The organism is Variovorax sp. YR216 (assembly GCF_900107745.1).
Taxonomy (GTDB): domain Bacteria; phylum Pseudomonadota; class Gammaproteobacteria; order Burkholderiales; family Burkholderiaceae_C; genus Variovorax.
The window spans coordinates 222,084-246,026 of the sequence record NZ_FNRO01000004.1; the positions used below are offsets into that span (position 1 = coordinate 222,084).

24 protein-coding genes are annotated in these 23,943 nt (G+C 67.4%); 8 read left to right on the forward strand and 16 right to left on the reverse strand.

The window, feature by feature from the left end:
• Window positions 1-188 precede the first annotated feature (188 nt).
• Window positions 189-1,160: a universal stress protein gene (locus BLW05_RS14370; RefSeq protein WP_093163512.1), complete on the forward strand. Its 972-nt coding sequence runs from the start codon at window positions 189-191 to the stop codon at window positions 1,158-1,160.
• Here BLW05_RS14370 and BLW05_RS14375 read toward each other — a convergent pair.
• From BLW05_RS14375 to BLW05_RS14385, 3 genes are all read right to left on the reverse strand, one after another.
• Complete coding sequence (locus BLW05_RS14375) at window positions 1,148-1,342, reverse strand: hypothetical protein (RefSeq protein ID WP_093163514.1); 195 nt, start codon at window positions 1,340-1,342, stop codon at window positions 1,148-1,150. The genes BLW05_RS14370 and BLW05_RS14375 overlap by 13 nt on opposite strands.
• Window positions 1,343-1,374: 32 nt before the next feature.
• Entirely contained in the window at window positions 1,375-1,623 is a 249-nt protein-coding gene (locus BLW05_RS14380) for a hypothetical protein (RefSeq protein WP_093163516.1), read from the reverse strand.
• A 101-nt stretch (window positions 1,624-1,724) separates the two neighbouring features.
• Complete coding sequence (locus BLW05_RS14385) at window positions 1,725-2,039, reverse strand: hypothetical protein (RefSeq protein WP_143044832.1); 315 nt, start codon at window positions 2,037-2,039, stop codon at window positions 1,725-1,727.
• A 350-nt stretch (window positions 2,040-2,389) separates the two neighbouring features.
• Between BLW05_RS14385 and BLW05_RS14390 the strand changes: the two genes are divergently transcribed.
• The 3 genes from BLW05_RS14390 to BLW05_RS14400 are packed head-to-tail and all read left to right on the forward strand — an operon-like array spanning window position 2,390 to window position 5,440.
• On the forward strand, window positions 2,390-3,847 hold the full coding sequence (locus BLW05_RS14390) for an NCS1 family nucleobase:cation symporter-1 (protein WP_093164057.1): 1,458 nt from the start codon (window positions 2,390-2,392) through the stop codon (window positions 3,845-3,847).
• A gap of 50 nt (window positions 3,848-3,897) precedes the next feature.
• Window positions 3,898-4,662 (forward strand): aspartate/glutamate racemase family protein, encoded by a 765-nt coding sequence (locus BLW05_RS14395; protein WP_093163520.1) that lies wholly within the window; start codon window positions 3,898-3,900, stop codon window positions 4,660-4,662.
• Between the two features lie 34 nt (window positions 4,663-4,696).
• A complete protein-coding gene (locus BLW05_RS14400) occupies window positions 4,697-5,440 on the forward strand; it encodes a GntR family transcriptional regulator (RefSeq protein ID WP_093163521.1) in 744 nt (247 codons plus the stop codon).
• Here the strand turns inward: BLW05_RS14400 and BLW05_RS14405 are convergent, their stop codons facing one another.
• Together BLW05_RS14405 and BLW05_RS14410 are read right to left on the reverse strand one after the other, a co-directional pair.
• On the reverse strand, window positions 5,441-7,489 hold the full coding sequence (locus BLW05_RS14405; RefSeq protein ID WP_093163523.1) for an AsmA family protein: 2,049 nt from the start codon (window positions 7,487-7,489) through the stop codon (window positions 5,441-5,443).
• Window positions 7,490-7,504: 15 nt separating this feature from the next.
• Window positions 7,505-8,110: a DUF2939 domain-containing protein gene (locus tag BLW05_RS14410; RefSeq protein ID WP_093163524.1), complete on the reverse strand. Its 606-nt coding sequence runs from the start codon at window positions 8,108-8,110 to the stop codon at window positions 7,505-7,507.
• A gap of 111 nt (window positions 8,111-8,221) precedes the next feature.
• On the opposite strand from BLW05_RS14410, the gene BLW05_RS35945 reads away from it, so the two are divergent.
• Window positions 8,222-8,395, forward strand: coding sequence for a hypothetical protein (locus BLW05_RS35945; RefSeq protein WP_177142663.1), 174 nt, complete (start codon window positions 8,222-8,224; stop codon window positions 8,393-8,395).
• Between the two features lie 51 nt (window positions 8,396-8,446).
• Here the strand turns inward: BLW05_RS35945 and BLW05_RS14415 are convergent, their stop codons facing one another.
• On the reverse strand, window positions 8,447-9,130 hold the full coding sequence (locus BLW05_RS14415; protein WP_093163526.1) for a hypothetical protein: 684 nt from the start codon (window positions 9,128-9,130) through the stop codon (window positions 8,447-8,449).
• A gap of 4 nt (window positions 9,131-9,134) precedes the next feature.
• The gene (locus tag BLW05_RS14420) at window positions 9,135-10,538 is read right to left on the reverse strand and encodes a selenium-binding protein SBP56-related protein (protein ID WP_093163527.1); all 1,404 of its coding nucleotides are present in this window, start codon (window positions 10,536-10,538) and stop codon (window positions 9,135-9,137) included.
• Window positions 10,539-10,791: 253 nt separating this feature from the next.
• On the opposite strand from BLW05_RS14420, the gene BLW05_RS14425 reads away from it, so the two are divergent.
• A complete protein-coding gene (locus BLW05_RS14425; RefSeq protein ID WP_093163529.1) occupies window positions 10,792-12,273 on the forward strand; it encodes a nucleobase:cation symporter-2 family protein in 1,482 nt (493 codons plus the stop codon).
• Here BLW05_RS14425 and BLW05_RS14430 read toward each other — a convergent pair whose 3' ends face one another.
• Both BLW05_RS14430 and BLW05_RS14435 read right to left on the reverse strand, forming a co-directional pair.
• On the reverse strand, window positions 12,274-13,122 hold the full coding sequence (locus tag BLW05_RS14430; RefSeq protein ID WP_093163530.1) for an aldo/keto reductase: 849 nt from the start codon (window positions 13,120-13,122) through the stop codon (window positions 12,274-12,276).
• A gap of 9 nt (window positions 13,123-13,131) precedes the next feature.
• On the reverse strand, window positions 13,132-14,760 hold the full coding sequence (locus BLW05_RS14435; RefSeq protein ID WP_093163532.1) for a mechanosensitive ion channel family protein: 1,629 nt from the start codon (window positions 14,758-14,760) through the stop codon (window positions 13,132-13,134).
• A 110-nt stretch (window positions 14,761-14,870) separates the two neighbouring features.
• On the opposite strand from BLW05_RS14435, the gene BLW05_RS14440 reads away from it, so the two are divergent.
• Window positions 14,871-15,548, forward strand: a complete 678-nt coding sequence (locus BLW05_RS14440; protein WP_093163533.1) for an alpha/beta hydrolase family protein — start codon at window positions 14,871-14,873, stop codon at window positions 15,546-15,548.
• Here the strand turns inward: BLW05_RS14440 and BLW05_RS14445 are convergent.
• From BLW05_RS14445 to BLW05_RS14465, 5 genes are all read right to left on the reverse strand, one after another.
• A complete protein-coding gene (locus tag BLW05_RS14445) occupies window positions 15,545-17,197 on the reverse strand; it encodes an MFS transporter (protein WP_093163534.1) in 1,653 nt (550 codons plus the stop codon). The two genes, BLW05_RS14440 and BLW05_RS14445, sit on opposite strands and share 4 nt — an antisense overlap.
• Window positions 17,187-17,588 (reverse strand): DoxX family protein, encoded by a 402-nt coding sequence (locus BLW05_RS14450; protein ID WP_093163536.1) that lies wholly within the window; start codon window positions 17,586-17,588, stop codon window positions 17,187-17,189. Before BLW05_RS14450 ends, BLW05_RS14445 begins: the two co-directional genes overlap by 11 nt.
• A 10-nt stretch (window positions 17,589-17,598) precedes the next feature.
• Window positions 17,599-19,488, reverse strand: coding sequence for an amidohydrolase (locus tag BLW05_RS14455; protein WP_093163537.1), 1,890 nt, complete (start codon window positions 19,486-19,488; stop codon window positions 17,599-17,601).
• Window positions 19,489-19,513: 25 nt separating this feature from the next.
• Window positions 19,514-20,185 carry a hydrolase gene (locus BLW05_RS14460; RefSeq protein ID WP_093163539.1) on the reverse strand — a complete coding sequence of 224 codons (672 nt, stop codon included), beginning with the start codon at window positions 20,183-20,185 and terminating at the stop codon, window positions 19,514-19,516.
• 70 nt (window positions 20,186-20,255) lie between these two features.
• Window positions 20,256-20,975 carry a pirin family protein gene (locus tag BLW05_RS14465; protein WP_093163540.1) on the reverse strand — a complete coding sequence of 240 codons (720 nt, stop codon included), beginning with the start codon at window positions 20,973-20,975 and terminating at the stop codon, window positions 20,256-20,258.
• Between the two features lie 161 nt (window positions 20,976-21,136).
• On the opposite strand from BLW05_RS14465, the gene BLW05_RS14470 reads away from it, so the two are divergent.
• Window positions 21,137-22,039 (forward strand): LysR substrate-binding domain-containing protein, encoded by a 903-nt coding sequence (locus tag BLW05_RS14470; protein WP_093163542.1) that lies wholly within the window; start codon window positions 21,137-21,139, stop codon window positions 22,037-22,039.
• Window positions 22,040-22,216: 177 nt separating this feature from the next.
• On the opposite strand, the gene BLW05_RS14475 is transcribed toward BLW05_RS14470, so the two are convergent.
• On the reverse strand, window positions 22,217-23,431 hold the full coding sequence (locus BLW05_RS14475) for a PP2C family protein-serine/threonine phosphatase (RefSeq protein WP_093163543.1): 1,215 nt from the start codon (window positions 23,429-23,431) through the stop codon (window positions 22,217-22,219).
• Between the two features lie 2 nt (window positions 23,432-23,433).
• Window positions 23,434-23,928 (reverse strand): Rab family GTPase, encoded by a 495-nt coding sequence (locus tag BLW05_RS14480; protein ID WP_093163545.1) that lies wholly within the window; start codon window positions 23,926-23,928, stop codon window positions 23,434-23,436.
• Between the last annotated feature and the right edge of the window lie 15 nt (window positions 23,929-23,943).

Sequence of the window (23,943 nt, forward strand, 5' to 3'; positions counted from 1 at the left end):
CCGGCCTACACTCGCCCGCATGCACACCGTGACCGTCCATCTTCGCTCCCTGCGCTTCGCAGCAGATTCCTGAGCCCGGCGGTCCGTTTCCCTCCCCTTCTTGCGCAAACCATCGACCGCCGGGCATCCCTCCCGCGCGGCAGCGGTCGCCCCGCATCCGGGCCATCGCATTCGACTGGAGTGCGTCCATGCATGCAACGAATTCCGGCGAACCCGTGTTCGCCGTTCCTCATCACACCCTTCACGGCAGGCCGGCGGAAATCCGCTCGATCCTCGCGGTGACCGATTTCTCCGCACAGGCGGATTGCGCAGTGGATCGCGCGGCCCGACTCGCGGTGGAGCACGGCGCAACGCTCAAGCTCATGGTCGCCTCGATGGGAGGCGCACCGCCGAGACCCGATGCGGCAAGCCTGCTGGCACAGTCCGCCCGCGCGTTGAGCGCGCGCTTCCCGCTCGCGGTGAGAACCGTCGACCAGGCGGCCAACACCCTGGCGCACGTTGCCGACGAGGGTCAGTGCGCAGACCTCGTCGTGCTGGCGGCCTTCCGCGAGAGCCCGCTCGCGACGTTCGTGCGCGGCCACGCCGCCGAGCGGCTGGCGCGCCTCGTGCGCTGCCCGGTCCTCGTGGTTCGGCGGGCGGCACACAGGTCGTACGACTGGATCCTCGTCGCGGTCGACTTCAGCGCCGAGTCGAAGCATCTGGTGCGCCTGGCGTGCGACCTCGACCGCCACGCGGACATCCAGCTCTTCCACGCCATCAGCTCGCGCGACGAGGCGAAGCTGCGCTCCGCCGAAGCCTCGGCCCACCAGATCCGCGCGTACAGGCAGGAGTGCCTTCGATACGCCCGCAACCGCATCCTGTGGCTCACCGATTCGTTCGATGCGAGGCGCAATCGCGTGATGTCCACGATCGGCCACGGCGATCCGGCGCGCCAGGCGGTCGTGCAGCAGGAATACCTGCGCGCGGACCTCCTGGTGGTCGGCCGGCGCCGACGGTCACCGGTGGCGGATTTCTTTCTGGGGAATGTGGCGGAGCGGGTGCTCCGCTGGGCGACGAGCGACGTGTTGATCGTGCCCCGTGACGCGCGGGCCGCGACGGGCGTCGCGGCCGGGCAAAGATTGAGGGCCGAGGGCCTGCGTCTTCCGGCTCAGGCGCGATGACCGCTGGGCAGCAGGTAGCCGTTGCGATAGACACCGATGACGAGCCCGCTGACGGCGTCGGTGGGGCGGGCCGTGACATACCTGCCCGCGCCGGCCTGGTAGACGACGATCGTGCAGGCGGAACTCTTGCTCAGGGTGCGGGCAACGCCGACGGCCTGGTTCGCGGTCTGGTAGGTGTTCATCTTCGGTTCCTCGGGCGATTCGCAAGTCGACTTCAGGCGCGGGCGACGGACAGGAGGCCGTCGATCGCGAGCACGACACCTTCCTGGGCGTCCTGGCTCGGCGGGCCTTCGGTCAGCAGCTTGCGGATCAGGCCCAGGGTGTTGAGCAGCTCCGCTTCCATGTCGGTCAGGAGCGGGATGACTTCGAAATTCGGGTACTTGCCCCGCGCTCCCATCGGCCGACCGGGGCCTGAAAGATCGACGTTGTAGCCTTCGCTGATCGCTTCGTTCTGGGTTTTCATGGCGTTGGGAGTGGGTTGAACAAACTGGAACGGAAGGGTCCGGCATCGCATCCTTCGGATCCGCTCCAGGCGGCGCGCAACGCGACGGACATGCAGGCGACTCAAGGCAGCCTCATCAGATCGGAAAGACGCTTGCCCATCGCCTGGATGCGGCTCTGCTTCTCGGCGCGGCGGCGCGCGACCATCTCGAGCGCCTGAGCGACGGACTCGGCACCGAGATCTCCAAACGAGCTGCGATCACGCCAGGCACTGGCCACTTCGGCGAGCTGATCGCTGTCCAGACGCTCGGGCGGCGGATTGGCGTTCACATGGGTGGCCACGGCCCGCGCGCGATCAGAAGGCGGCAGGCTTGCGCGAAGGAGTCCCAGAAGCCCGGTGCTCGTCCACTGCGGTTTGGAGATGTTTCGTGCGTCCATGTAATACATTGTGCCTATGTAAACATAAAGTTACAAGCGATCGCATTCAACTTTCTTCTTACGTTTTTGCCGCCCGGAACTAATTCACGGAATCCGGTCATCGGCCCGTCACAAACGCCCTCGCCATCCGGGGCGCGCCTCCCCTCCACAGCGCAAGCCTGCCAGCCCGCCCCGCGATTGGCAGCAAGGGTAAATACCGACCTTCGAGCGACATGTGGCGCTTGTTTGCACTCATTTTTTGTATACAAATATAGGGTGCAACCTACGAGCCGAACCCGGTGTTCGGAGATCCGCCATCCGCCACGAGGAGACAACCCGTGAACACAGCCATCCACCCTGTCGGCATCGAGATGCCGGCACCGGCCGCCACGCCGCAGCCGGAGTCCCACGCACTGATCAAGCCGGGCTACGACCCGCGCCTCACCAACGAAGACCTCGCCCCGCTGAAGAAGCAGACGTGGAGCCAATACAACATCTTTGCCTTCTGGATGTCGGACGTGCACAGCGTCGGCGGCTACATCACCGCAGGCAGCCTGTTTGCGCTCGGTCTGTCGAGTTGGCAGGTGCTGGTGTCGCTGCTGGTCGGCATCTGCATCGTGCAGTTCTTCTGCAACCTGGTCGCCAAGCCGAGCCAGCAGACGAGCACGCCTTACCCGGTGATCTGCCGCGCCTCGTTCGGCGTGCTCGGCGCCAACATCCCGGCGGTGATCCGCGGGCTGATCGCGGTCGCGTGGTACGGCATCCAGACCTACCTCGCCTCCGGCGCGTTCATGCTGCTGGCGCTGCACTTCTTCCCCAACCTCGCCCCCTACGCGGATGTGCAGCAGCACGGCTTCGTGGGCCTCTCGGCGCTGGGCTGGGTCGCCTTCATGACGATGTGGGTGCTGCAGGCCTTCGTGTTCTGGCACGGCATGGAAGCGATCCGCCGCTTCATCGACTGGGCCGGACCCGCGGTCTACGTCGTGATGATGGTGCTGTGCGGCTGGCTGGTCTGGAAAGCCGGATGGAACAACATCGACATGCGCCTGGGCGGCCTCAAGTTCAGCGGCTGGGACGCACTGCCAGTGATGCTCAGCGCGATCGCGCTGGTGGTCAGCTACTTCAGCGGCCCGATGCTCAACTTCGGCGACTTCTCGCGCTACGGCAAGAGCTTCGACGCAGTGAAGAAGGGCAACTTCTGGGGCCTGCCGGTCAACTTCCTGTTCTTCTCGCTGCTGTCGGTGGTCACCTCAGCCGCGACGCTGCCCGTCTTCGGCGAGCTCATCACCGACCCTGTCCATACCGTCGCGCGCATCGACAGCAGCACCGCCGTCGTGATCGGCGCGCTGACCTTCATGATCGCCACCGTCGGCATCAACATCGTCGCGAACTTCGTCTCGCCGGCATTCGACTTCTCGAACGTCGCACCGCAGAAGATCAGCTGGCGCACCGGCGGGATGATCGCCGCGGTCGGCTCCGTCTTCATCACGCCGTGGAACCTCTACAACAACCCCGAGGTGATTCACTACACGCTCGACATCCTGGGCTCGTTCATTGGCCCGCTGTTCGGCATCCTCATCGCCGACTTCTACGTGGTGAGCCGGCAGCGCGTGAACGTCGATGCGCTCTACACGCTCAGCCCCAAGGGCGACTACTGGTACACCAACGGCTACAACCGCCGCGCCATCTTCGCCATGGTCCCGGCTGCGCTGATCCCGGTGATGTGCGTGCTCCTGCCCAACCTGCACGCCGCGGCGAACTACGCGTGGTTCATCGGCACCGGGCTCGCCTTCGTCTTCTACCTCGCGCTCAACGCACGCAAGCGCTGAACTGCAATTCCCCTTTCGACTGACTCCACGGACCCCGTTCCGCCTTTCCCATGCGCATCAAGATCATCAATCCCAACACGACCTGGAGCATGACCGAGAAGATCGGCGCCTGCGCCCGTTCGGTCGCGCGATCCGGCACGGAGATCGTCGCCGTGAGCCCCTCCATGGGGCCGGCCTCGATCGAGAGCCACTACGACGAGGCGCTCGCGGTGCCGGGACTGCTGCAGGAGATTGCCGCCGGCGAGCGTGACGGCTTCGACGGCTACGTGATCGCCTGCTTCGGCGACCCCGGCCTCAAGGCGGCGCGCGAACTCGCGCGCGGGCCGGTGGTCGGCATCGCCGAAGCGGCCATGCACCTGGCTAGCCTCGTGGGCAGCAGCTTCAGCGTGGTGACCACCCTGGGCCGCACCGTGGGGCAGGCATGGCATCTTGCCGAGGCCTACGGCATGAAGCGCTTCTGCGCCAATGTGCGCGCGTGCGAGATCCCGGTGCTCGAACTCGAAGCGCCCGGCTCGCGTGCACGTGACCGCATCATCGACGAATGCCGCCGCGCGCTGGACGAAGACGGCTCCGACGTCATCGTGCTCGGTTGCGCCGGCATGGCCGACTTCTGCGAGCACATCGGGCAGGTGCTCGGCGTGCCGGTAGTCGACGGCGTCGCTGCCGGCACGCAGCTGATCGAATCGCTGGTCAGCCTGCGCCTGGCCACCAGCAAGCGCGGGGAACTCGCGCGTCCGCTTCCCAAGCCGATGACCGGGCTGCTTCAGGACTTCGCCCTTGCACCGCAACCGCCGTCACTCAAGCGCGCAGCCTGAGGCGTCAGCGGCGCGGGTCGTCCACAATCGTGGCATGCCCCGCGCACCGAAGACCCCCACGCCGTCCACCGCAACGACCGACGACACCAACATGCCCGACAAGGGCGCGACCATCGAAGGCATTGCGCAGGACATCGCGACCGCCATCGTCGAGAAGCGCCTGCCGCCCGGCACCTGGCTGCGCGAGGAAGCGCTGGGCCGGGTCTACGCGGTCAGCCGAACCAAGATCCGCGCCGCGCTCCTCACGCTGTCCAAGGACAAGCTGATCGAGATCATTCCCGACAAGGGCGCCTTCGTGAGCAAGCCCAGCGTGCAGGAGGCGCGCGAAGTGTTCGGCGTGCGGCGCATCCTCGAAAGCGAAGTGGTCCGTCTGTTCGTCGCGCGTGCCACGGCGACCGACTACCAGGCGCTGGAGCAGCAAATCCAGTTCGAGCGATCCACGCTGCGGTCCACAGCGACCACCGGGACGGTGCGCGAAAGGCTCCTGGGCGACTTCCACGTGGCGCTGGCCGAAGCCACCGGCAACCACACGCTGGCCGAGCTGGTCCGCGAACTGGTCGCCCGCAGTTCACTGATCGCGATGCTCTATCACTCGTCGAACGACCCGCACTGCTCGTCCGACGAACACTCGGACTTCCTGCGCCTGTGCCGCAGCGGCAATGTCGACGCGGCGGTCGCGAGCATGACCGAGCACCTGACGCGGATCGAAGCGAATCTTCAGTTGGACAACGGCGCGCCGGACCGGCAGCTCGACCTGATCAAGGCGCTGCTGGCCTGATCAGCGCATCGACTCGAAGGGCCGCAGCAGCCTGAACTTGCGCCCTTCCGGCTGCGACGCCTTGCCGCCTTTCGCAGCGCCGGCTTCCAGTCCGCAATCCGTGGCGACGCCCGCTTCGCCGAGCAGCGCGGGCGCGAGCAGCGACAGGCCGCCCGTCGCCGCGGCCACGCCATAGGTCGCTGCCTGCCGCACGGTGCCCCTGGGATCGATGCTCAGCTCGGGACTCTCCAGCGGGCCCTTCAGCAGCATGAGTTGCACGAGGCTGCCCGGGTTCAGATCCAGCCCCTTCTTCACACGCGGCCGGAACTCCAGCTCGACCGTCTGCTTCGCCAGATCGATCCGGCCGATCGCCGCGACCGCGATCTGCCGTGTCTCCATCGCGATCGACCGGTCGATCGGCGCGACGCCGTTGCGCAGCGGCAGGCGCGCCACCGCGCACTGCACGATGAGGTCTTCGCGCGAAGCCTGCCTGGGCAGCAGCACGTCGACCAGGCGCGCGACGATGTCACGATCGAGCGCCGCAGCCCGCCCCGCCAGCGCCACATCGCGGACCGAGAACTGCACCTCGCCGTTCGATGATGCGGCCAGGCTGCGCGGCGTGCGGCCGGTCATCGACAACCTGGCCGCGAGGCTCGCGCGGCCGCCCTTGAACTGCTTGCCCCCGCTCCACAATTCATCGAGTGCATCGAGCGACAGCGAGCGCGCCGCCAGTTGTACTTCGGTCCGTGGCGCGGTCCCTTTGCTCAACGCGATCGCCAGACTGCCCTTGACCTCGCCGCCGGCCGCGCCAAAGGAAACCGGCTCGATCGTCAAGCGTCCCGCGTCGGACACCGCACGGGCCTTCACGCCCGACAGCGCCGGCAGGCCCGGCACCGTCAGCCGATCGATGTCGAGCGCAACCCGCAGCGCAAACGCCGGCAACGATTCGAACGTGAACAGCGGCACATCGCCGAAGACAGGCTTGCGCGATCCCGTCTCGGCCGAAGCCGGCTTGCCCGTGGATCGTCCGACACCCCATTTGCCGAGGTCGATCTCCGCGCCCGAAAGCGCCACATCCACGCTGGGCGCCGGCCGCGTGGCCATCCATGTGACCCGGCCCTTCAGGAGTTGCCCTGCGAGCGACAGCGTCAGCGCATCGAAGCGCCATTCGTCCCGGTTGCGCCGCAGGTCGGCACTGGCCTCGACCGGCATCGGCAGCCCGGCCGCCACTTTCGACAGCTGCGACAACTGCGACAGCGGCTGGGCGCTGTCGGCGCGCACCGTCAGCTTGGCCGACAGTGTTCCGGTGCGCGGGCCGACGCCCATCCCGCCGCTGGCGGTCATCAGCGCACCGCCGGTCGCGAAGCGCAGGTTGAACGGCCAATCGTCCGTGCCCGACAGCAGGGTCGACAGACGGCCGACGTCGCCTTCCACCGTCCACTGCTGCGGCCCGAGCTTGAAGCCAGCGCTCAAGCGGTTCCGATCACCCTGCCCCGCGAGGTCGAGCGACTCGATATCGATCTCGCGCGACGTCCCCTTGCCCGCGTTGCGATAGGCGAAGTGCACCTGCGAAAGCACGAGCCGATCCAGCGCCAGCGCCAGCGGCGCCGACGCCTTGCCGGTGGATGGCGCACGCGGCGCCATCTGCCAGTTGTAGCGGCCGGCGCCATCCGTTTCGAGCAGCACGTCGGCACCATCCACCTCGATGCTGAGGATGCGGATCCTGCGATCGAGCAGATCCCTGAGCGACACATTGAACGCCGCGCGCCGGAAGCGGAGCATGTCCGGCCGCGAACCCCACTCTGCATTGGCCAGTGCGACATCGTCCGCGCGCACCGCGATCGACGGCAGCAGGCGGATCGACAGGTCACCGTCGATGCGGAACGCACGACCCGTGGCGGCCGTGATCTGCTCGGCCAGCAGCGCAGAGATGCGCGCCGGCGGAAAGGCCATGCGCAACCCGACGGCCGCAACCACCAGCAGAACCACGACGACCACCAGCACGATGCCGGCGATGCGCCAGCCACGCCGGCTGCGCTTCGGGACCGTGATGCTGGTGGTGCCGGCCATGACGTTGCGGGCTCGCTATTTCCTGAGTGCCGAAGCCGGCATCCTGATTTCGGTCAGCTTCCAGTCAACAAAGCCGCTGCGCTCGAACACCAGTCCGAGCCGCTCCGAATTGGGCTCGTCGGGCTTTGCCGGGTCGATCGCGAAGGCCGTGATGCGACTCGCGCCTTGGCGGTCGATGATCCATCGAGGCTTGTTGTCCGTCTGCTCACCTTCGGCTCGCGGCGGCGAACTCTCCGGTGCAGCCTGGCCCGGTGCCGGTGTCGGGGCAGGCGCAGGCTGGGCCAGCCTCCCGTGGCTCATCGCGGCCATGACCGTTTCCGGCCGCACCATCACGTCCACGAGCTGGTTGACCAAGCCCAGCCCGATCATGCTGCCGAGCGCCGCCAGCGGATTGCCCGGATCCTTCGGCGTGCCGAGCTTCTGTGCGACCAGTGCCGAAAACTGGTCCTTCAGGCTTTCGCGCAGCTTCGGGTAATCCACGTGCCGGTTGAATTCCTCCGCCTCACCGTTGCGCGCCGCCGTCTGGAGCTGCCGCAAGGCCAGAAATGGCGACCAATACCAGTACGCCGCGACGCCCAGGAGGAGGACCAAAACAACCGCGACGAAACTTTTGGATTTCATGCAAGAGATTCTGCAACGTGTCATCCGACTTCGAAGTCGTGCGTTGAACCCTTTGACCAGCTCGGAATTTCGGGTTGGCCAATCTCAAAACCGTCACAACACCGATCTTTCATGAAACGCACTCTCATCGCTCTCATCGCTGCAGGCTTCGCACTCGCCGCCGGTTCGTCCTTCGCCCAGGCGCCTGCCGAACCCACCGCTGCGCCGGCTGCCAAGACCAAGTCCAAGCACAAGACGTCGCACAAGACGGCACACAAGAAGTCCACGAAGGCACACGCAGCCTGAGATGAACAAAAACATGAAAAGCCCCTTCGGGGGCTTTTCTGTTTCTGGCGCCTAGCGGATCACCGCGGTCGCGATGCCCGCGAGGCCCGCAGCGATGAGCCCGAGCGCCCACACGAGGTCGAGGTCGAGCCACGCGCCGCGCAGCGCGCGCAGGCCAAGGTAGCGATAGACGATCCACGCGGCGCCCAGCCCCGCGCCGATCATGGCGGCCGTGTGCACCAGCGAGACGGTGACGGCAATCCCGACGCTGGAGCGCATCAGTTCCATCACCGCCGCGTGATCCCGGACCCCGGGCGATGCCACCGAAGGCGCGGACGGCGACGAATCGCACAGGCCCAGGAGGATGGGCAGCAGCATGAGCGCCGCCCCATGCGCAGTCGCCATCAGGAACGACCACAGTGCCAGTTGCGTCGGCCGCACCCGGTTCAGCCAGCGATGGCGATGCCGCCGTGCCAGCCGCCATACGCCGAACGACAGCACCAGCAGGCCCGCGCCGATACGCAGCTCCTGGTTCCAGCGCAGCATCCACGCCAGGGCGGCGAAAGGCACGAGCACCAGTGCCATCGCGAGCAGATGGCCCGCCCCGAGCGGCAGCCAGGTCGCGAAGACCGCGGTGTCGCGCTTTTCGCCGAGACCGTTCGCCACGGCCAGCGGCCAGCCCATCGCCGGATTCAGCCCGTGAAAGACCCCGACCGCCACCACCCCGGCCCAAAGCGAAACGGTGGCTGCGTCCACGTCGTCAGGCCGATGGATAGCAGAACGAATCGGTCGAGCAGTCGCCGCCCTCCAGCCGAACCTGGTGCGATCCGTAGTCGGCGCCGAAGTCCACGAGGAACTTGCTGTCCAGCGCGATCCCGCCATCCGCGCCCACATTGCACATCGCCATCCGCCCGGGAATGCCATCCGGATAGAACTGCGCATCCCAGCGGCTGTAGAGCGAGTTGGTGAAGTACACGCGCTTGCCGTCGCGGCTGATCTCGGTCATCTGCGGACCGCCGCCGAAGCTCGTTCCGTTGGGGTGCGGCGCGTGCTTCGCGATGCCGCCGATGCGCACGCTGCCGGCGAGCTTCGGGTTCATCGGATCCGTCACGTCGTACTGGCGCAACTCGCCCGTGCCCCAGCAGGCCACGTACAGGAAGCGGTCGTCCATCGAGAGATCGATATCGCTGATCAGCGGCGGCACCGCGCCGAAGCCCTTCAACAGCGGCGGAAGCACCGATGCATCCGCGGGCTCGGGCGGAATCACCACCGTCTTCTTTGCATGGAACTGGCCGCCTTCGCGCCACCAGGTCCAGATCGAGCCTTCGAGGTTGGTGGTGTCCACCACCACGCCGACGAAGCCGTACTCGCGGGTCGGATCGTGCGCGGGGCGCACTTCAAGCGCCATCTGGTGATTCGCGCCCAGGTCGATGGTCTGCACATGCCGGCGCGCGCGCAGGTCCCAGAAGTGCAGCTGGTGCCCGTAGCGATTGGCCAGCAGGTCCTCGGCCACGATGCCGTTCTCGAACTGCGGCGGCAGCCCCCATTCGCTCGACACCATGTAGTCGCGCGGCAGGTTCCACCAGAAGTCGTAGTGCAGCTTCTGCGGCCCGCGTTCGATCTCCCATTGGCCGAGGACTTCGAAGCTCTCGCAGTCCATGAGGAACACACCCGGCGGCCCCTGCGTGCCGTCGCCCGCGCCGCCGAGCGTGCTGATATAGAGGCCCTCGGGGCCGCAGTGCACCGTGTGCGGGCGCGAATACCCCGTCTTTCGAATCACTTCCTCGGGCTCGATCACGCGGCTGATCGTCGGCTTCTTCGGGTCCGGCTGCGTGTCGACCACATAAATGCGAGACGAGCGGATGCCCGGAATGATCAGGTAGCGCCGCTTGAGGAATGCATGCCCCGACATCGGCGACAGCGCGGAGCTGCAGGCATTCCAGCCGAAATGATGGAACTCGTCGCCCTTGTTCGGCATGTCGAGCCGGTACAGCACGCTGCCGTAGCTGGCAGAAGCTGGATCGACATCCACCACCGCGATCGCATCGGGCCGCGAGGCATCCGGCGAAAGGAGTGCCGTGTAGGCGATGTGCTCGGGCTCGGCCTCCATGGCGAGCTTCGGCGAGGGGTGGAAGGTGGGATCGGTACGCAGAGATTCGAGCATAGCGGACTCCTGCAAACACACGGCCACATGCCGGGGATGCGGCGGCAAGTCGGGCCAGTATGCGCCTCGCCGGTCGGCCCCATGAAGTCCCCACCCATATCGTTGAAAAGCGGCGTGGGGACCCGGGTTTTCCGCCATACAGCGCGCCGGCTCAACTGTATACAGTTTGGCGTACAGACTCGTGAACGCTCTCGGCGGGCACGAGTCCTGCAAGCCTTTCCCTCACTCTTCCGCCGCCCCAGGAGAACCCGAAATGACGGCTGCCGCCTCCGTTCACCCTGTCGACCAGCGACTGCCGCTGGGCAAAGTCACCGCCCTCGGACTGCAGCACGTGCTGGTGATGTATGCCGGCGCAGTGGCCGTGCCGCTCATCGTCGGCCGCGCGCTCAAGCTCAGCCCGCAGGAGGTCGCACTTCTCATTTCCGCCGACCTCTTCTGCTGCGGGATCGCCACGCTGATCCAGTCGCTCGGCGCGACGCAGTGGTTCGGCATCAAGCTGCCGGTGATGATGGGCGTGACCTTCGCCTCCGTCGCGCCGATGGTGGCGATCGCCAACGCCAATCCCGGCCAGTCGGGCGCGCAACTGCTGTTCGGTTCGATCATCGGCGCGGGGGTCATCTCGATCATCATCGCGCCGATGGTCTCGCGCATGCTGCGCTTCTTCCCGCCGGTGGTGACCGGAACCATCATCGCGGTGATCGGCATCAGCCTGATGCGCGTGGGCATCAACTGGATCTTCGGCAACCCGGTCGGCCCGACCGCGCCGGCGATCGTCGACCCGGTCTACGCCAAGTGGCTCGCCGACGTGACTTCGCCCGGCTCCGCGGTGCCGCCGATGCCCAAGGGCCTGTCGATCGTGCCCTCGGTGCCCAACCCCAAGTACGCCGACCTCGGCGGCCTCGCCATCGCGGCGCTGGTGCTGGTGTCGATCCTTCTCATCGTGAAGTACGCCAAGGGCTTCGTCGCCAATATCTCGGTGCTGCTCGGCATCGTCATCGGCGCCGTCGTCGCCACGCTCTTCGGCTTCATGACCTTCGAGAAGGTCGGCAACGCGGCCTGGGTGGACGTCGTGCTGCCCTTCCACTTCGGCATGCCGAAGTTCGACCCGATCCTGATCCTGACGATGTCGCTGATCATGATCGTGGTGATGATCGAATCGACCGGCATGTTCCTCGCGCTCGGCGAGATGACCGACCGAAAGATCTCGCAGGAAGACCTTGCACGGGGCCTGCGCACCGACGGCCTCGGCACGCTGATCGGCGGCGTGTTCAACACCTTCCCCTACACCAGCTTCTCGCAGAACGTGGGCCTCGTGGCGGTCACCGGCATCAAGAGCCGCTTCGTGTGCGTGGCCGGTGGCGTGATCCTGATCGTGCTGGGCCTGCTACCCAAGATGGCGGCGCTCGTCGAGTCGCTGCCGACCGTGGTGCTCGGCGGCGCGGGCCTCGTGATGTTCGGCATGGTCGCCGCGACGGGCATCCGGATCCTCTCGGGCGTGGACTTCAAGACCAACCGGCACAACGCGATGATCGTCGCGGTGTCGATCGGCATCGGCATGATTCCGCTCATCGCACCCAACTTCAAGCAGTGGATGCCGCATGCGATCCACTCGCTGGTGGAGTCGGGCATCCTGCTCGCATCAGTGGCCGCGGTGGCGCTCAACCTCTTCCTCAACGGTGCGAAGCACGACGAAGCAGCCATCGTCGCCGCCGCGAAGCAAGCGGAAGCCCACTGATCAGATCATCGCCAGCGGCTCCTTGCGGCTGGGCGGCGGATGCAGGCGGTCGATTTCGGCCAGCGTTTCGGCGCTCAGTTCGAGGTCGGCCGCCGCGAGGTTTTCGCGCAGATGGTTTTCGCGCACGGCCTTCGGAATTGCGACCACGCCAGTCCGCGAGATGACCCAGGCCAGTGCCAGTTGCGCAGTCGTGACGCCGAGCTTCTGCGCGAGCTTGCCCAGCGCCGGATCGGCAGCCAGCGCGCCCTGGTCGATCGGGCTGTAGGCCATCAGCGGCATTCCACGTTCGCGTTGCCACGGAAGAAGGCTGAACTCCGCGCCACGTTCGCGGACCGAGAAGTAGACCTGGTTGGCCGCGCAGCCGCCGTCCATTGCCTCCAGCTCTTCCATGTCGTCGACATCGAAGTTGCTCACGCCCCAGTGCCGGATGCGACCATCGGCCACCAATGCGCGCATCGCGTCGCAGGTCTCGGCCAGCGGATGGTCGCCGCGCCAATGCAGCAGATACAGGTCGACGTGGTCGAGCCCCAGCCGTGAAAGGCTGCGTGCGCAAGCCGCCGGCGTGCCACGCAAGCTCGCGTTGTGCGGATAGACCTTGCTGACGATGAAGAGCTCTTCGCGCTTCACATCACCGGCGCGCAGCGCTTCGGCCACCGCCTGCCCGACGACCTGCTCCGCACCACCCTCGCCGTACATCTCGGCGGTGTCGATGAGCCGGTAGCCCATCTCGATCGCGAGACGCACCGCTGCCACTTCGGCGGCGCGACGGCCGGACGATTCGCCCATGTGCCAGGTGCCAAGGCCGAGCGCGGGCATCGCTCCGCCACCGGGGATTTGCAGACTTTGCAATGCAGGCTCCTAGTCGTGTCTTGCCGGCGCCTCGAACCAGCGTGACTGAGGCACGATCTTCGCCTCGTCCGGATCGCCGAGGTAGTGCGGCGACATGATCTGTACGCCGTGCTCGTTGAAGACATCCTGGACGTTCTGGTGCAGCCGGCCAAGGATGTCGATGCGCGGGAAATCCTGGCTCAGCAGGCCGTGCGCCACCAGCCGGTACTCGACGTAGAAGTCCGACAGCGCGGTCTGGTAGACCTCAGGCGCCGGCTCGGCGAGCACGTCCGTCGTGCGCCGCGCCGCCTCCTTCAGCATCTCATGGACCTGCCGCCACGGCGTGTCGTACCCGATGGTGGCGCTGGTGTCGAGCACCACGATGCTCCGGTCCGCGGTGTTGCGCGAGAAGTTGCGCGTGGGCGTCTCCAGCACCATCGAATTGGGCAGCGTGAGCTCTTCGCCGATGCCGGTCCGAAGGCGGGTGCGGTACATCCCGAGCTCGACGACCACGCCTTCGTGCTCGCCGATGCGCACGTACTCGCCGACGCGAAAGGTGCGCGTGTAGGTCAGGATGGTGCCGCTCAGCATCTGCCCGACCACGCTCGCGCCGCCGATGGACACCATCAGGCCGACGAGCACCGACAAGCCCTTGAACGCATCGGTGCTCGCGCCCGGCAGGTACGGATACGCCATCACCAGCGCGAGCAGCCAGACCACGATCGTCAGCAGCCTGCGCGTCGGCCGCGCAGTCTCCGGGTCGACCCATCCGAAGTCGACGCGCCCGCTCGCCACGCGGTCGAAGAAGCGATGCAGCAGGCCGACGACGAAGCGCGCGAGCACGAAGATGACCGCCGCGATCAGCAGCTCCGGTATCGCTCCGGCGATCCCGCCGACAAGCTTCGCGGCCGTGTCGACGAGAAAGCCGTTGAGCCGCTCGCCCCATGGCCGCGTGTACGGGAAGAGCTCCAGCACCCGACCGGTCCACTCGTAGGTCAACAGCAACGCAAGCGCCCAGAACAGGAACGCGGTCAGGCGGCGAACGAGATCGAGTGCCCAGTCGCTCTCGATGAGCTGCACGCCGTGCAGGTGCAGTTGCTCGGTCTTCGCCTTCGCGATGCGGCCCAATCGATAGCCGATCCGCCGCCGCGCCAGGGCGAGCAGCCACAGCAGCGCCAGATAGCCGAGCGTGAGCGCGACGGCGATCGCACCGGACTTCAGGAGGCTGCGGGTGTCGCGCAGTTCCCGCGTCTCGTTGATGGCGCCGCGCAGCGCGTCGGCGGCCCGCGATGCCGTGGTCTCCAGCGTGTCGTTGTGCAGCGTGTTGACGTCCCCGGACGTCACGCCGAAAGCCAGCGCGTCGTCGATCTTCACCAGGATGCCCTGTGGGATCGCCTGCATGCTGACGTCCGCCGGCCCCTGGCGGGCGAGCAGTTCCTCGATGCGTTCACGAGCCTCCCGCGCCCGGTCCGCGGGCTCGAAGCCCAGGAAGGGCACGCGGAAAGTCACGATGGTCCGGTTCATTACCACCAGCGGCGCGGGGTTGGAGTGCGGCGCTTCCGGCTGCGCCTGCGCATGAAGCGGCGCGACCCAAAGGCACAGAAGCGCGACGCACGCGCTCTCCCCAAGCCACGACAAGAAGCGGCGGGACAAGAACATGGCAGGACGCTCCTCCACGCGAATTCTTCGAGCCCGCATCATGAAGGCAATCGCCCTCGAAATCCATGTTCCGTCGCTGGCGGGCGATCGGATGTAGAGTGCCCGGCGACATGCAGAAGCTCTCGATTCAGGTCGGCGACGACATCACCGTCTCAGGCATCCTCCAGGCCCCGCACGATCCCGTGGCCTGCTACGTTTTCGCGCACGGCGCGGGCGCAGGCATGGAGCACGCCTTCATGACGGCTGTGGCCGACGGGCTTGCCGAGCGCCGCATCGCCACGCTGCGCTATCAGTTCCCGTACATGGAGCGCGGCAGCAAGCGGCCGGACACGCCACCGGTGGCCCATGCCGCGGTCCGTGCGGCGGTCGCACTCGCGGCGCGCGAGTTCGGCTCGCTGCGGCTGCTCGCCGGCGGCAAGTCGTTCGGCGCGCGCATGACCTCCCAGGCGCAGGCGATCGAGCCGCTGCCGCAGGTCGCGGGCCTGGTGTTCCTCGGCTTTCCTCTGCATCCGGCCGGAACGCCCTCGACCTCGCGCGCGGACCATCTTTCGAAGGTGCAGATCCCGATGCTCTTCGTGCAAGGCACGCAGGACAAGCTCGCCGATCTCGACAAGCTGCATCCCGTGGTCGCCGGGCTCGGCGCACGCGCCACGCTGATGACCATCGAGCACGCCGATCACTCCTTCCACGTGCCCAAGCGCTCCGGGCGCGACGACGAGGCCGTGCTGAAGGACGTGCTCGACGGCGTCGCCCAGTGGGCTGACGGACTTCGCACCGGATCGCGCTAGGAAGCCTGCACGGCAGCCGCCTCGCCGGCTTTCTGGTCCAGCGCAAGGAAGTGATGCGCCACAGGCCGCTCGGGCCCGATGTGGAAGCGCAGCACCTCGGCCTGCAGGTCGGCATCGGCCTTGGAGACGCGCCGGTGCTGGCGCATGTGCTCGGCCCATGACTCGACCAGGAACCACTCGATGACGCGCTCCGGCTCGCCGGTGTGCCCGGCGACGCCCCAGGCATAGGCACCGTCGCGCCGGCGCTCCAGGGAAAGGCGCTGCATCGCGGCGAGGAAGGCCGGCTGATCGCCCTTGCGCACGCGGTATTCGACCTGCACCATCACCGGCCCGCGGTCATTGGCGACCGGCTCGACCAGCATCGGTTCCGGCCAGTGGTTGGAGGGTTGCAGGTCGGCCTCGCCCGCTGGCAGCTTCACGCGATGGAAGACCAGCGCCACCACCGCGAGCCCTCCCGCGCCGACCAGCAGTGCCCCGGGGATACCCACGGGCTGCGCCACCAGGCCCCAACCGAGGCTGCCGGCCGCCATCGCGCCGTTGAACACCGTCAGGTAGATCGCCAGTCCGCGCCCGCGCACCCAGTTGGGCAGCACCGCCTGCGCCACGCCGTTGAGGGTGGTGAGCGCGATGATCCATCCCACGCCCAGCACCACCATCAGCACCACTGCGGCCCATCGCGGCGGCGCGATGGCCAGCGCTGCCATCACGCCTGCGGTGAGCAGCGACGCGGTGAGCACCAGGCCATCGGCGTCGAGCCACTGGCGCAGCTTCGGCAGCAGCACCGCACCAAGGATCGCGCCGCCCCCCACCGCGCCCAGCAGCACGCCATAGAAGCCCGCGCTGCCCCCAAGCATGCCGCGCGCAACCAGCGGCAGCAGCGCCCACACCGAGCTCGCGAACAGGAAGAACACCGCCGCGCGCAGAAGCACCCGATGCAGTTCCCGGCTGGAACGCGCATAGCGCAGGCCCGCACGGAAGGCGCCGAAGAACTGCTCGTCGAGGCCCTTCGATTCGGCCGGCGGACGGCGCCACCACAGCAGCGCCCCGATGACGATCACGTAGCTCAGCACGTCCACGCCGTAGACCAGCGCCGCACCGAACGCCGCGAGCAGCAGGCCGCCGGTCGCGGGACCGATGGCGCGCGCGATGTTGATGCCCAGCGAATTGAGCGCCACCGCGTTCTTGAGGTCGCCGCGCGGCACCAGCTCCGGCACGATGGACTGCCAGGTCGGTCCCATCAGCGCCGCGCCGATGCCGCCGACGAAGGTGAGCCCGATGAGCGCTTCCACCGTCAGCGTGTGCGTGCGCGCCATCACCAGCAGCGCGATGCTGACCGCGCCCAGCAGGATCTGCACGCCGATCAGGAAGCGCCGCCGGTCGAGGATGTCCGACAGCACGCCGGCGGGAATCGCGAGCAGGAAGATCGGCAAGGTCGCGGCCGTCTGCACCATCGCGACCGCGGCGGGGCTGGTGGACAGCTCCGTCACCATCCACGCGCTCGCGACGTCGCGCATGAAGCTGCCGATGTTGCCGACGACGGTCGCGGCCCACAGCACCGCGAACACCGGCAACCGAAGCGGCGCGAAGCTGCCGCCGCCGTTCGAAGGCGCTGCGGGCGCAGCCGCGGCGCGTGACGATTCATCCGCCATGAAAACCTCCCAGGTCGATCCAGGCGATCAGCAGCAGCCCGCCGACCAGTCCCCAGTGTTCGAAAAACGCATTGGCCTTGTGCTGCCGCTGCGAATGCGGCCCGCGCCAGAAGCGGTCGGCCAGAAAACCGGCGAGCACCGTGAAGCCCGCCAGCGCCAGCGCACCGAGCCAGCGATACCAGCCCGTCAGCACCAGCGCCGACGCGCCAAGCTGCAACACGATGGTCGCGGCGGCGATCGGCGCGGCGGGCGCGAGGCCGAGTTGCCTCACCTCGGCCACGGCGCCGGCGAAATCGCGCACCTTGTCGAAGCCGCCCTGCAGGTAGGCCGCGCACAGGCACAGCAGCGCCAGCCAATGCAGCCACGGCGATGTGAAAGCGGCATGCAGCATCTGCGCCTCCTCAAACCGCCCAGCAGGCGCATCCGAGCGCGCCCCAGAAGCCCTTGAGGTCGGACACCGGCAGCTTGCTCGTCCATGCGGTTGCGTGCTGGTGGCCATGCACGTTGCAGCTGCTTGCGCAGCCGCAGGCGGCCGCCGCCTGGCGCATCACCGACTGCAGCGGTGCGCCTTCGCGCTCGCCCCACGCACCGTAGCCGCCGTAGCGCCGCACCGGCGACCAATCGGGCATCGCGGGTGGCGGCGCCGCATCGTCGAACGCGGCGAAGGAGCCTGCACCGTAGACCACGCGACCACCGACGAGGGTGAGCAGCGAGGTCGTGTCAGCGATCTCCGACTCGGCGCACGCGAAGAAGTCGCGGTCGGGCACGATCAGGTCCGCCATCTGGCCCGCCTGGATGCTGCCCTTCCTGCCTTCCTCGTTGGAGAACCAGGTGACCTTCTCGGTCCACATGCGCAGCGCCGTCTCGCGATCGATCAGGTTGCGCTGCGGCGTGATCTGCATGCCGCCGACAGTCTTGCCGGTGATCAGCCACGACAGCGACACCCACGGGTTGTACGAAGCCACTCGCGTGGCGTCGGTGCCCGCCGAGACCTTCACGCCCATCTCCAGCATGCGCTTGACCGGCGGTGTCGCTTCGGCCGCGCCGGGGCCATAGCGTAGGGCGAAGTACTCGCCCTGGTAGGCCATGCGATGCTGCACCGCCACCCCGCCGCCCAGCGCCGCGACGCGCTCGATGGATTTTTCGGAGATCGTCTCCGCGTGGTCGAAGAACCAGTTCAGCCCCGCCAAGGGCGTGTCCTTGTTCACCTTCTCGAAGACATCGAGCGCGCGCGTGATCGTCTCGTCATAGGTCGCATGCATGCGCCAGGGCCAGCGATTCTGCGCGAGGATGCGCACCACCTCTTCCAGATCGCCCTCCATCTCCGGCCCCATCTCGGGCCGCGGCTGGCGGAAGTCCTCGAAGTCGGCGGCGGAGAAGACGAGCATCTCGCCCGCGCCGTTGTGGCGGAAGTAGTCGCTGCCTTGCTTGTACTGCGAGCTCGCGGTCCACTTCAGGAAGTCGTCCTTCTCCTGCTTCGGCTTCTGCGTGAAGAGGTTGTAGGCCAGGCGGATCGTGAGCTGGTTCGCGTCGGCCAGCTCCTGGATCACCGCGTAGTCTTCCGGGTAGTTCTGGAAGCCGCCGCCGGCATCGATCGCGCCGGTCACGCCGAGGCGGTTGAGTTCGCGCATGAAGTGGCGCGTCGAATTGACCTGGTACTCGTGCGGCAGCTTCGGCCCCTTCGCGAGCGTCGCGTAGAGGATCGCCGCGTTGGGCTTGGCCAGCAGCAGCCCGGTCGGCTGGCCCGAGGCGTCGCGGACGATCTCTCCGCCGGGCGGCGCGGGCGTGTCCTTCGTGTAGCCCACGGCGCGAAGTGCAGCCGCGTTGAGCAGCGCGCGGTCGTAAAGATGCAGGATGAACACCGGCGTATCCGGGGCGACTGCATTGAGTTCCTCGATGGTGGGCAGCCGCTTCTCGACGAACTGGTGCTCGGTGAAGCCGCCCACGACGCGCACCCATTGCGGCGCGGGCGTGATGGCCACCTGTGCCTTGAGCATCGCCATCGCATCCGCGAGGCTGCGCACGCCATCCCAGCGCAACTCCAGGTTGAAGTTGAGACCGCCGCGGATGATGTGCAGGTGGTTGTCGATCAAGCCCGGCAGCACGCTGCGACCGCCGAGGTCGATGCGCCGCGTCTGCGGCCCGGCGAGCGCCAGGACCTCGCGGTCGCCGCCCACCTGGATGAATCGCCCTTCGGCGATGGCCACCGCGCTGGCCGTGGGGTTGGCGCGGTCCAGCGTGGTGAAGCGGCCGTTGTGAAGAATCAGGTCCGGGGTGCCGGGCTGTGTCATTCGTTTTCTCTCTCGGTTCGGTTGATCAGCCTTCGTGCGCGCCGAACATGGTCTTGGCGTAGTTGATGCCGATGCCGTAGGCGCCGCCCACCTTCTTCGCGATGCCGGTCGTCAGGTCATAGGTCTCGGCGCGGGCCCAGTCGCGCTGTAGCTCGAGCAAGTATTGCAGCGAAGTCATCGGGCGCGCACCGGCCTGCACCATGCGCTCCATCGCGCGGTTGTGCGCTTCGGCCGAGACGTCACCGCAGGCATCGGCGATCACGTAGACCTCGAAGCCTTGATCGAGCGCCGACAGTGCCGGACCGACGATGCACACGCTGGTCCAGAGGCCCGCGAGCACGATGCGCGGCTTGCCGATCTCGTTGATGCGCCGGATCACGGCTTCGTCTTCCCACGTGTTCATCGAGGTGCGGTCGAGCAGCGCCTGGCCGGGAAAAGGCGCGGTGACTTCCTCGAACATCGGGCCGCTGAAGCTCTTCTCGGCCACCGTGGTGAGCACGGTCGAGACACCGAAGCCCGCCGCCGCACTCGCCACGAGGCTCGCGTTGTTGCGCAAGGTAACCGCATCGATCGAGTGCGTCGCAAAGGCCATCTGCGACTGGAAGTCGATCATCACCAGCGTGTGGTCCTTCGGATCGAGCAGCGTGGCGCCGGGAACGGCTTTGGCGACGGGCTTGGCGGTGGTGGCGTTGGTCATGATGAAGCTCCTCGTTGAAAAAAGATGAAGAAGGGGTCGAGCAAAAAAGATACCGAAGGGACGTGACGCTTCAAAGCGTCGGCAGCTCGCGCGGCCGCAGGTCGAAGACCAGCACCTCGGCCTGATCGCCCTTGTCGAAGCGCAGCGCGCCGGCGTTGCGGATGCGGGCGCCGTCGCCTTCGGAGAGGCGTTCGCCGTTCACTTCGAGACTGCCGCGCGCCACATGCACATAGACGTGGCGGTCGGGGCCGACATCGAGTTCGGCGGATTCGTTGCCGTCGAACAGGCCCGCATGCACGCGCGCATCCTGACGCACCGAGAGCGAACCGTCGGCGCCGTCGGGCGAGATGATCAGGCGCAGACGGCCGCGCTTCTCGTCCTGGCCGTATTGCTTCTGCTGGTAGCGCGGCTGGGCGCCGCGTTCGTTCGGCACGATCCAGATCTGCAGGAAGTGCACCGGCTCGTCGTCGGAATGGTTGAACTCGCTGTGCTGCACGCCGGTGCCGGCGCTCATCATCTGCACGTCGCCCGGACGGATGACCGAGCCGGTGCCCATCGAGTCCTTGTGCGCCAGGGCGCCTTCGAGCACGTACGAAAAGATCTCCATGTCGCGATGGCCGTGGGTGCCGAAGCCTTGCGACGGCGCGACCCGGTCGTCATTGATGACCAGCAGGTCCGAGAAACCGACCTGCCGCGGATCGCGGTAGTGGCCGAACGAGAAGGTGTGGCGGGAGTTCAACCAGCCGTGGTTGGCGTGGCCCCGATGGTTGGCTCTGCGGATTTCGATCATGTTGCTTCTCCTTGATGGATTCGATGGAATTCACGCTGGTGAACGAGAAGGGGAAATCTCTTTGTCCTCAATCACTTAAGCGCTGCGATGGCGGAAGTATCGAAGCCCGCGAATGGGTTCATGTTGAAAGGTTTCGACATCCATCATCGATAATTTCGACGATGCTGAAACTCACCCTCGAAGCCATCGAACTGGTGGACGCGATCGCCCGCCACGGCTCCTTCGCCGGCGCGTCGGAGCGGCTGCACAAGGTGCCCTCCACCATCTCTTATGCCGTCGCCAAGCTCGAGGAACAACTCGGGCTCGCGCTGTTCATCCGCAACGGGCCGCGCGTCACGCTCACGCCTGCCGGCGAGGAACTGATCAAGGAGGGCCGCTGGCTGCTCGCGGCGGCGCGGCAGCTCGAATCGCGCATGCGGCAGATCGCCACCGGCTTCGAGACCGAGCTGCGGCTGGTGCATGACTCGCTGATCCCCACTTCCGCGTTGAACGAGGACGTCCGCGCCTTCGAGGACCTGAATTGCGGCACGCGGCTGCGCATCGGCTGCGAGGCGCTCACCGCCACCTGGGAGGCGCTGCGCGACGGTCGCGCCGACATCGTGATCGCGGCAGGCGAAGGGCCCGCGGGCGGCGGCTACAAGGCGGTGCCGGTGGGCACGCTCGATTTCGTCTTCTGCGTGACGGCCACGCATCCCCTGGCGCTCCTGCAACGCCCGCTCACGCGCGGCGACCTGCTGGAACACACGGCCATCGTGGTCGGCGACGGCGCGCGTTCGCTGACCGACCGCACCGTCGGCCTGCAATCGGGCCAGCGCCGCATCACGGTGCCCTCGATGCAGGCCAAGATCGCCTGTCAGGCCGCGGGCCTCGGCCATGGCTTCGTGCCCCGGGCCTGCGTGCGCGTGGAGCTGGAGACCGGCATCCTGGTCGAACTCCAGGTCGAGGAACCGCGCCCGCCCGAGACCTTCTGGCTCGGCTGGCGCACCGAGCACATGGGCGAGGCGCTCAAATGGTGGCGCAACCGGCTCGACCGGCCGCTGCTGCCGGGCATCCTGCCGTACTAGGATGAAAACACCCCCCGAGCCGCTTCGCGGCTCCCCCCTCTCTCGCCTTCGGCGGGAGGGGGGCGCACCCGGCGGCCCGGCGAAGCCGGTTCCGCGGGGGCCCTGGACTTGGACGCGCCGGTTTCATGGGTCGCGGGTGGCGCGCAGCGCCATGGAAAACTGACATCGATACCCGGCCTACAACGCCATGCGGATGATGGTGAAGTCGTCGTCCAGCGGGCCGGGCCCGTGCGCGTCGCGCGCCAGCACCAGCAGGTCGTCGAGCTCCGAATGTCCCTCGGCGACCGGCCGCGCGAGGAGTTCGCTCATCGCGGAGAACGGCTGCATCGAACCGTCGGGCCGGGTGATCTCGTAGGTGCCGTCGCTGAAGACGAAGAGCCGCGCCGGCGATTGCAGCGTGCACGCTTCCTCCTGATAGCGGGCCGCCGGCATGATGCCGATGCAGGGGCCGCCGGCCGGCAGGGCGTGGCTTTCGCACGCGCCGCCCTGCGGCCCGTTCACCAGCAACGCGGGCGGATGGCCGGCGGATGCGTACCGAAGCTGTCCGCTCGCGCGGTGATAGACGCCGTACCAGACCGTGGAGAACAACTCCCCGTGGCGCTCCATCTGGTAGGCCTGGTTGAGCGCCGCCAGTACCTCGCCGGGACGGTGGAAATCGGTGCGCGAGAGCGCCTCGGAACGCAGCGTGTTCGCCACCGCCACCGACAGCAGCGACGAACCCACCCCATGCCCGCACACATCGACCAGGTAGATCGCGAAATGCTCGTCGTCCACCCAGTGGTAGCCGAAGGAATCGCCACCAAGCTCGGTCGAGGGCACGAAGCGCCAGTCCACATCCAGCGGCACGGACAAGGGTTCCGGCAGCGTGGCGCGGACGTAGCGCTCGGCGTCGCGCAGCTCGTGCTGGAGCCGGTCGTGCGTGGCCTGCAACGCCTCGCGCGACGCGGCGAGGTCGCGATGCGTGCGCGTCAGCTCGCCATTGGCCGCTTCGAGCTGCGCGATGAGCCGCGCCTCGCGCTGGCTGAGCAGCGTCATGTCGTAGGCCTTCTGCTGCACGAGGCGGGCTTCCTCCCACTCCGCCGTCACGTCGAGGAGCAGCACCCAGACCCGGTCGTCGTCCGCGAAGAAGTGCACGTCCGCGACGCGGCCGCTGGGCATCGCGAGCGAGCGGATCAGGAACGGCGTCTCCACCAGCGGCAGCAGCCCCTCGATGAATGGCAACTGGTCGGAAGCCGGACCGCCGGCCTGCAGGCCATCCAGCCCGTAGTGCGCCAGATGGCCGCCGGACTGCACCAGGTTCTGCGCCTCGTCGATGACCAGGTGCGCGAGCACGCGCTGACCTTCGAGCAGTTGCAGCAGCGAATCCGCGACGCGCGTCGGCAGGTCGAACATGGCTATCGCGCAAGGCGCGCCGCGAGGTCCCGAAAGGCTTCCTCGACGCCGGTGCCGGTCTTCGCGCTGGTGCGGTGGAAGGTCCAGCCTTCGGCCTCCAGCGCTTCGATGCGCGCCGGCGGCAAGGCCCAGTCTTCCACCAGGTCCGACTTGTTGAGCAACACGAAGAACGGCACCTGGCCCAGCTCCGCGACGATGCGCCGCTGGATCGACTCGGCGGTGTCCAGCGTCTCGGGCCGTGTGCCGTCGACCACCAGCAGATAGCCGGCCGCGCCGCGCAGGTAGGTCACGCGCACCGCGGCGACCTCGTCCTCGCCGGCGATGTCCCAGAGGATCAGCGCCATCTCCTCGGCACCGACGGTCACCATCTTCTTGTCGATCTTCACGCCGACGGTGGTGAGGTAGGTGTCCGAGAAGATGGTGTCGACGAATCGCCGCACCAGGCTGGTCTTGCCGACGCCGAACGCGCCGAGGAGGCAGATCTTCTTTTGCAGCATGGGCGCCTTGTTCTC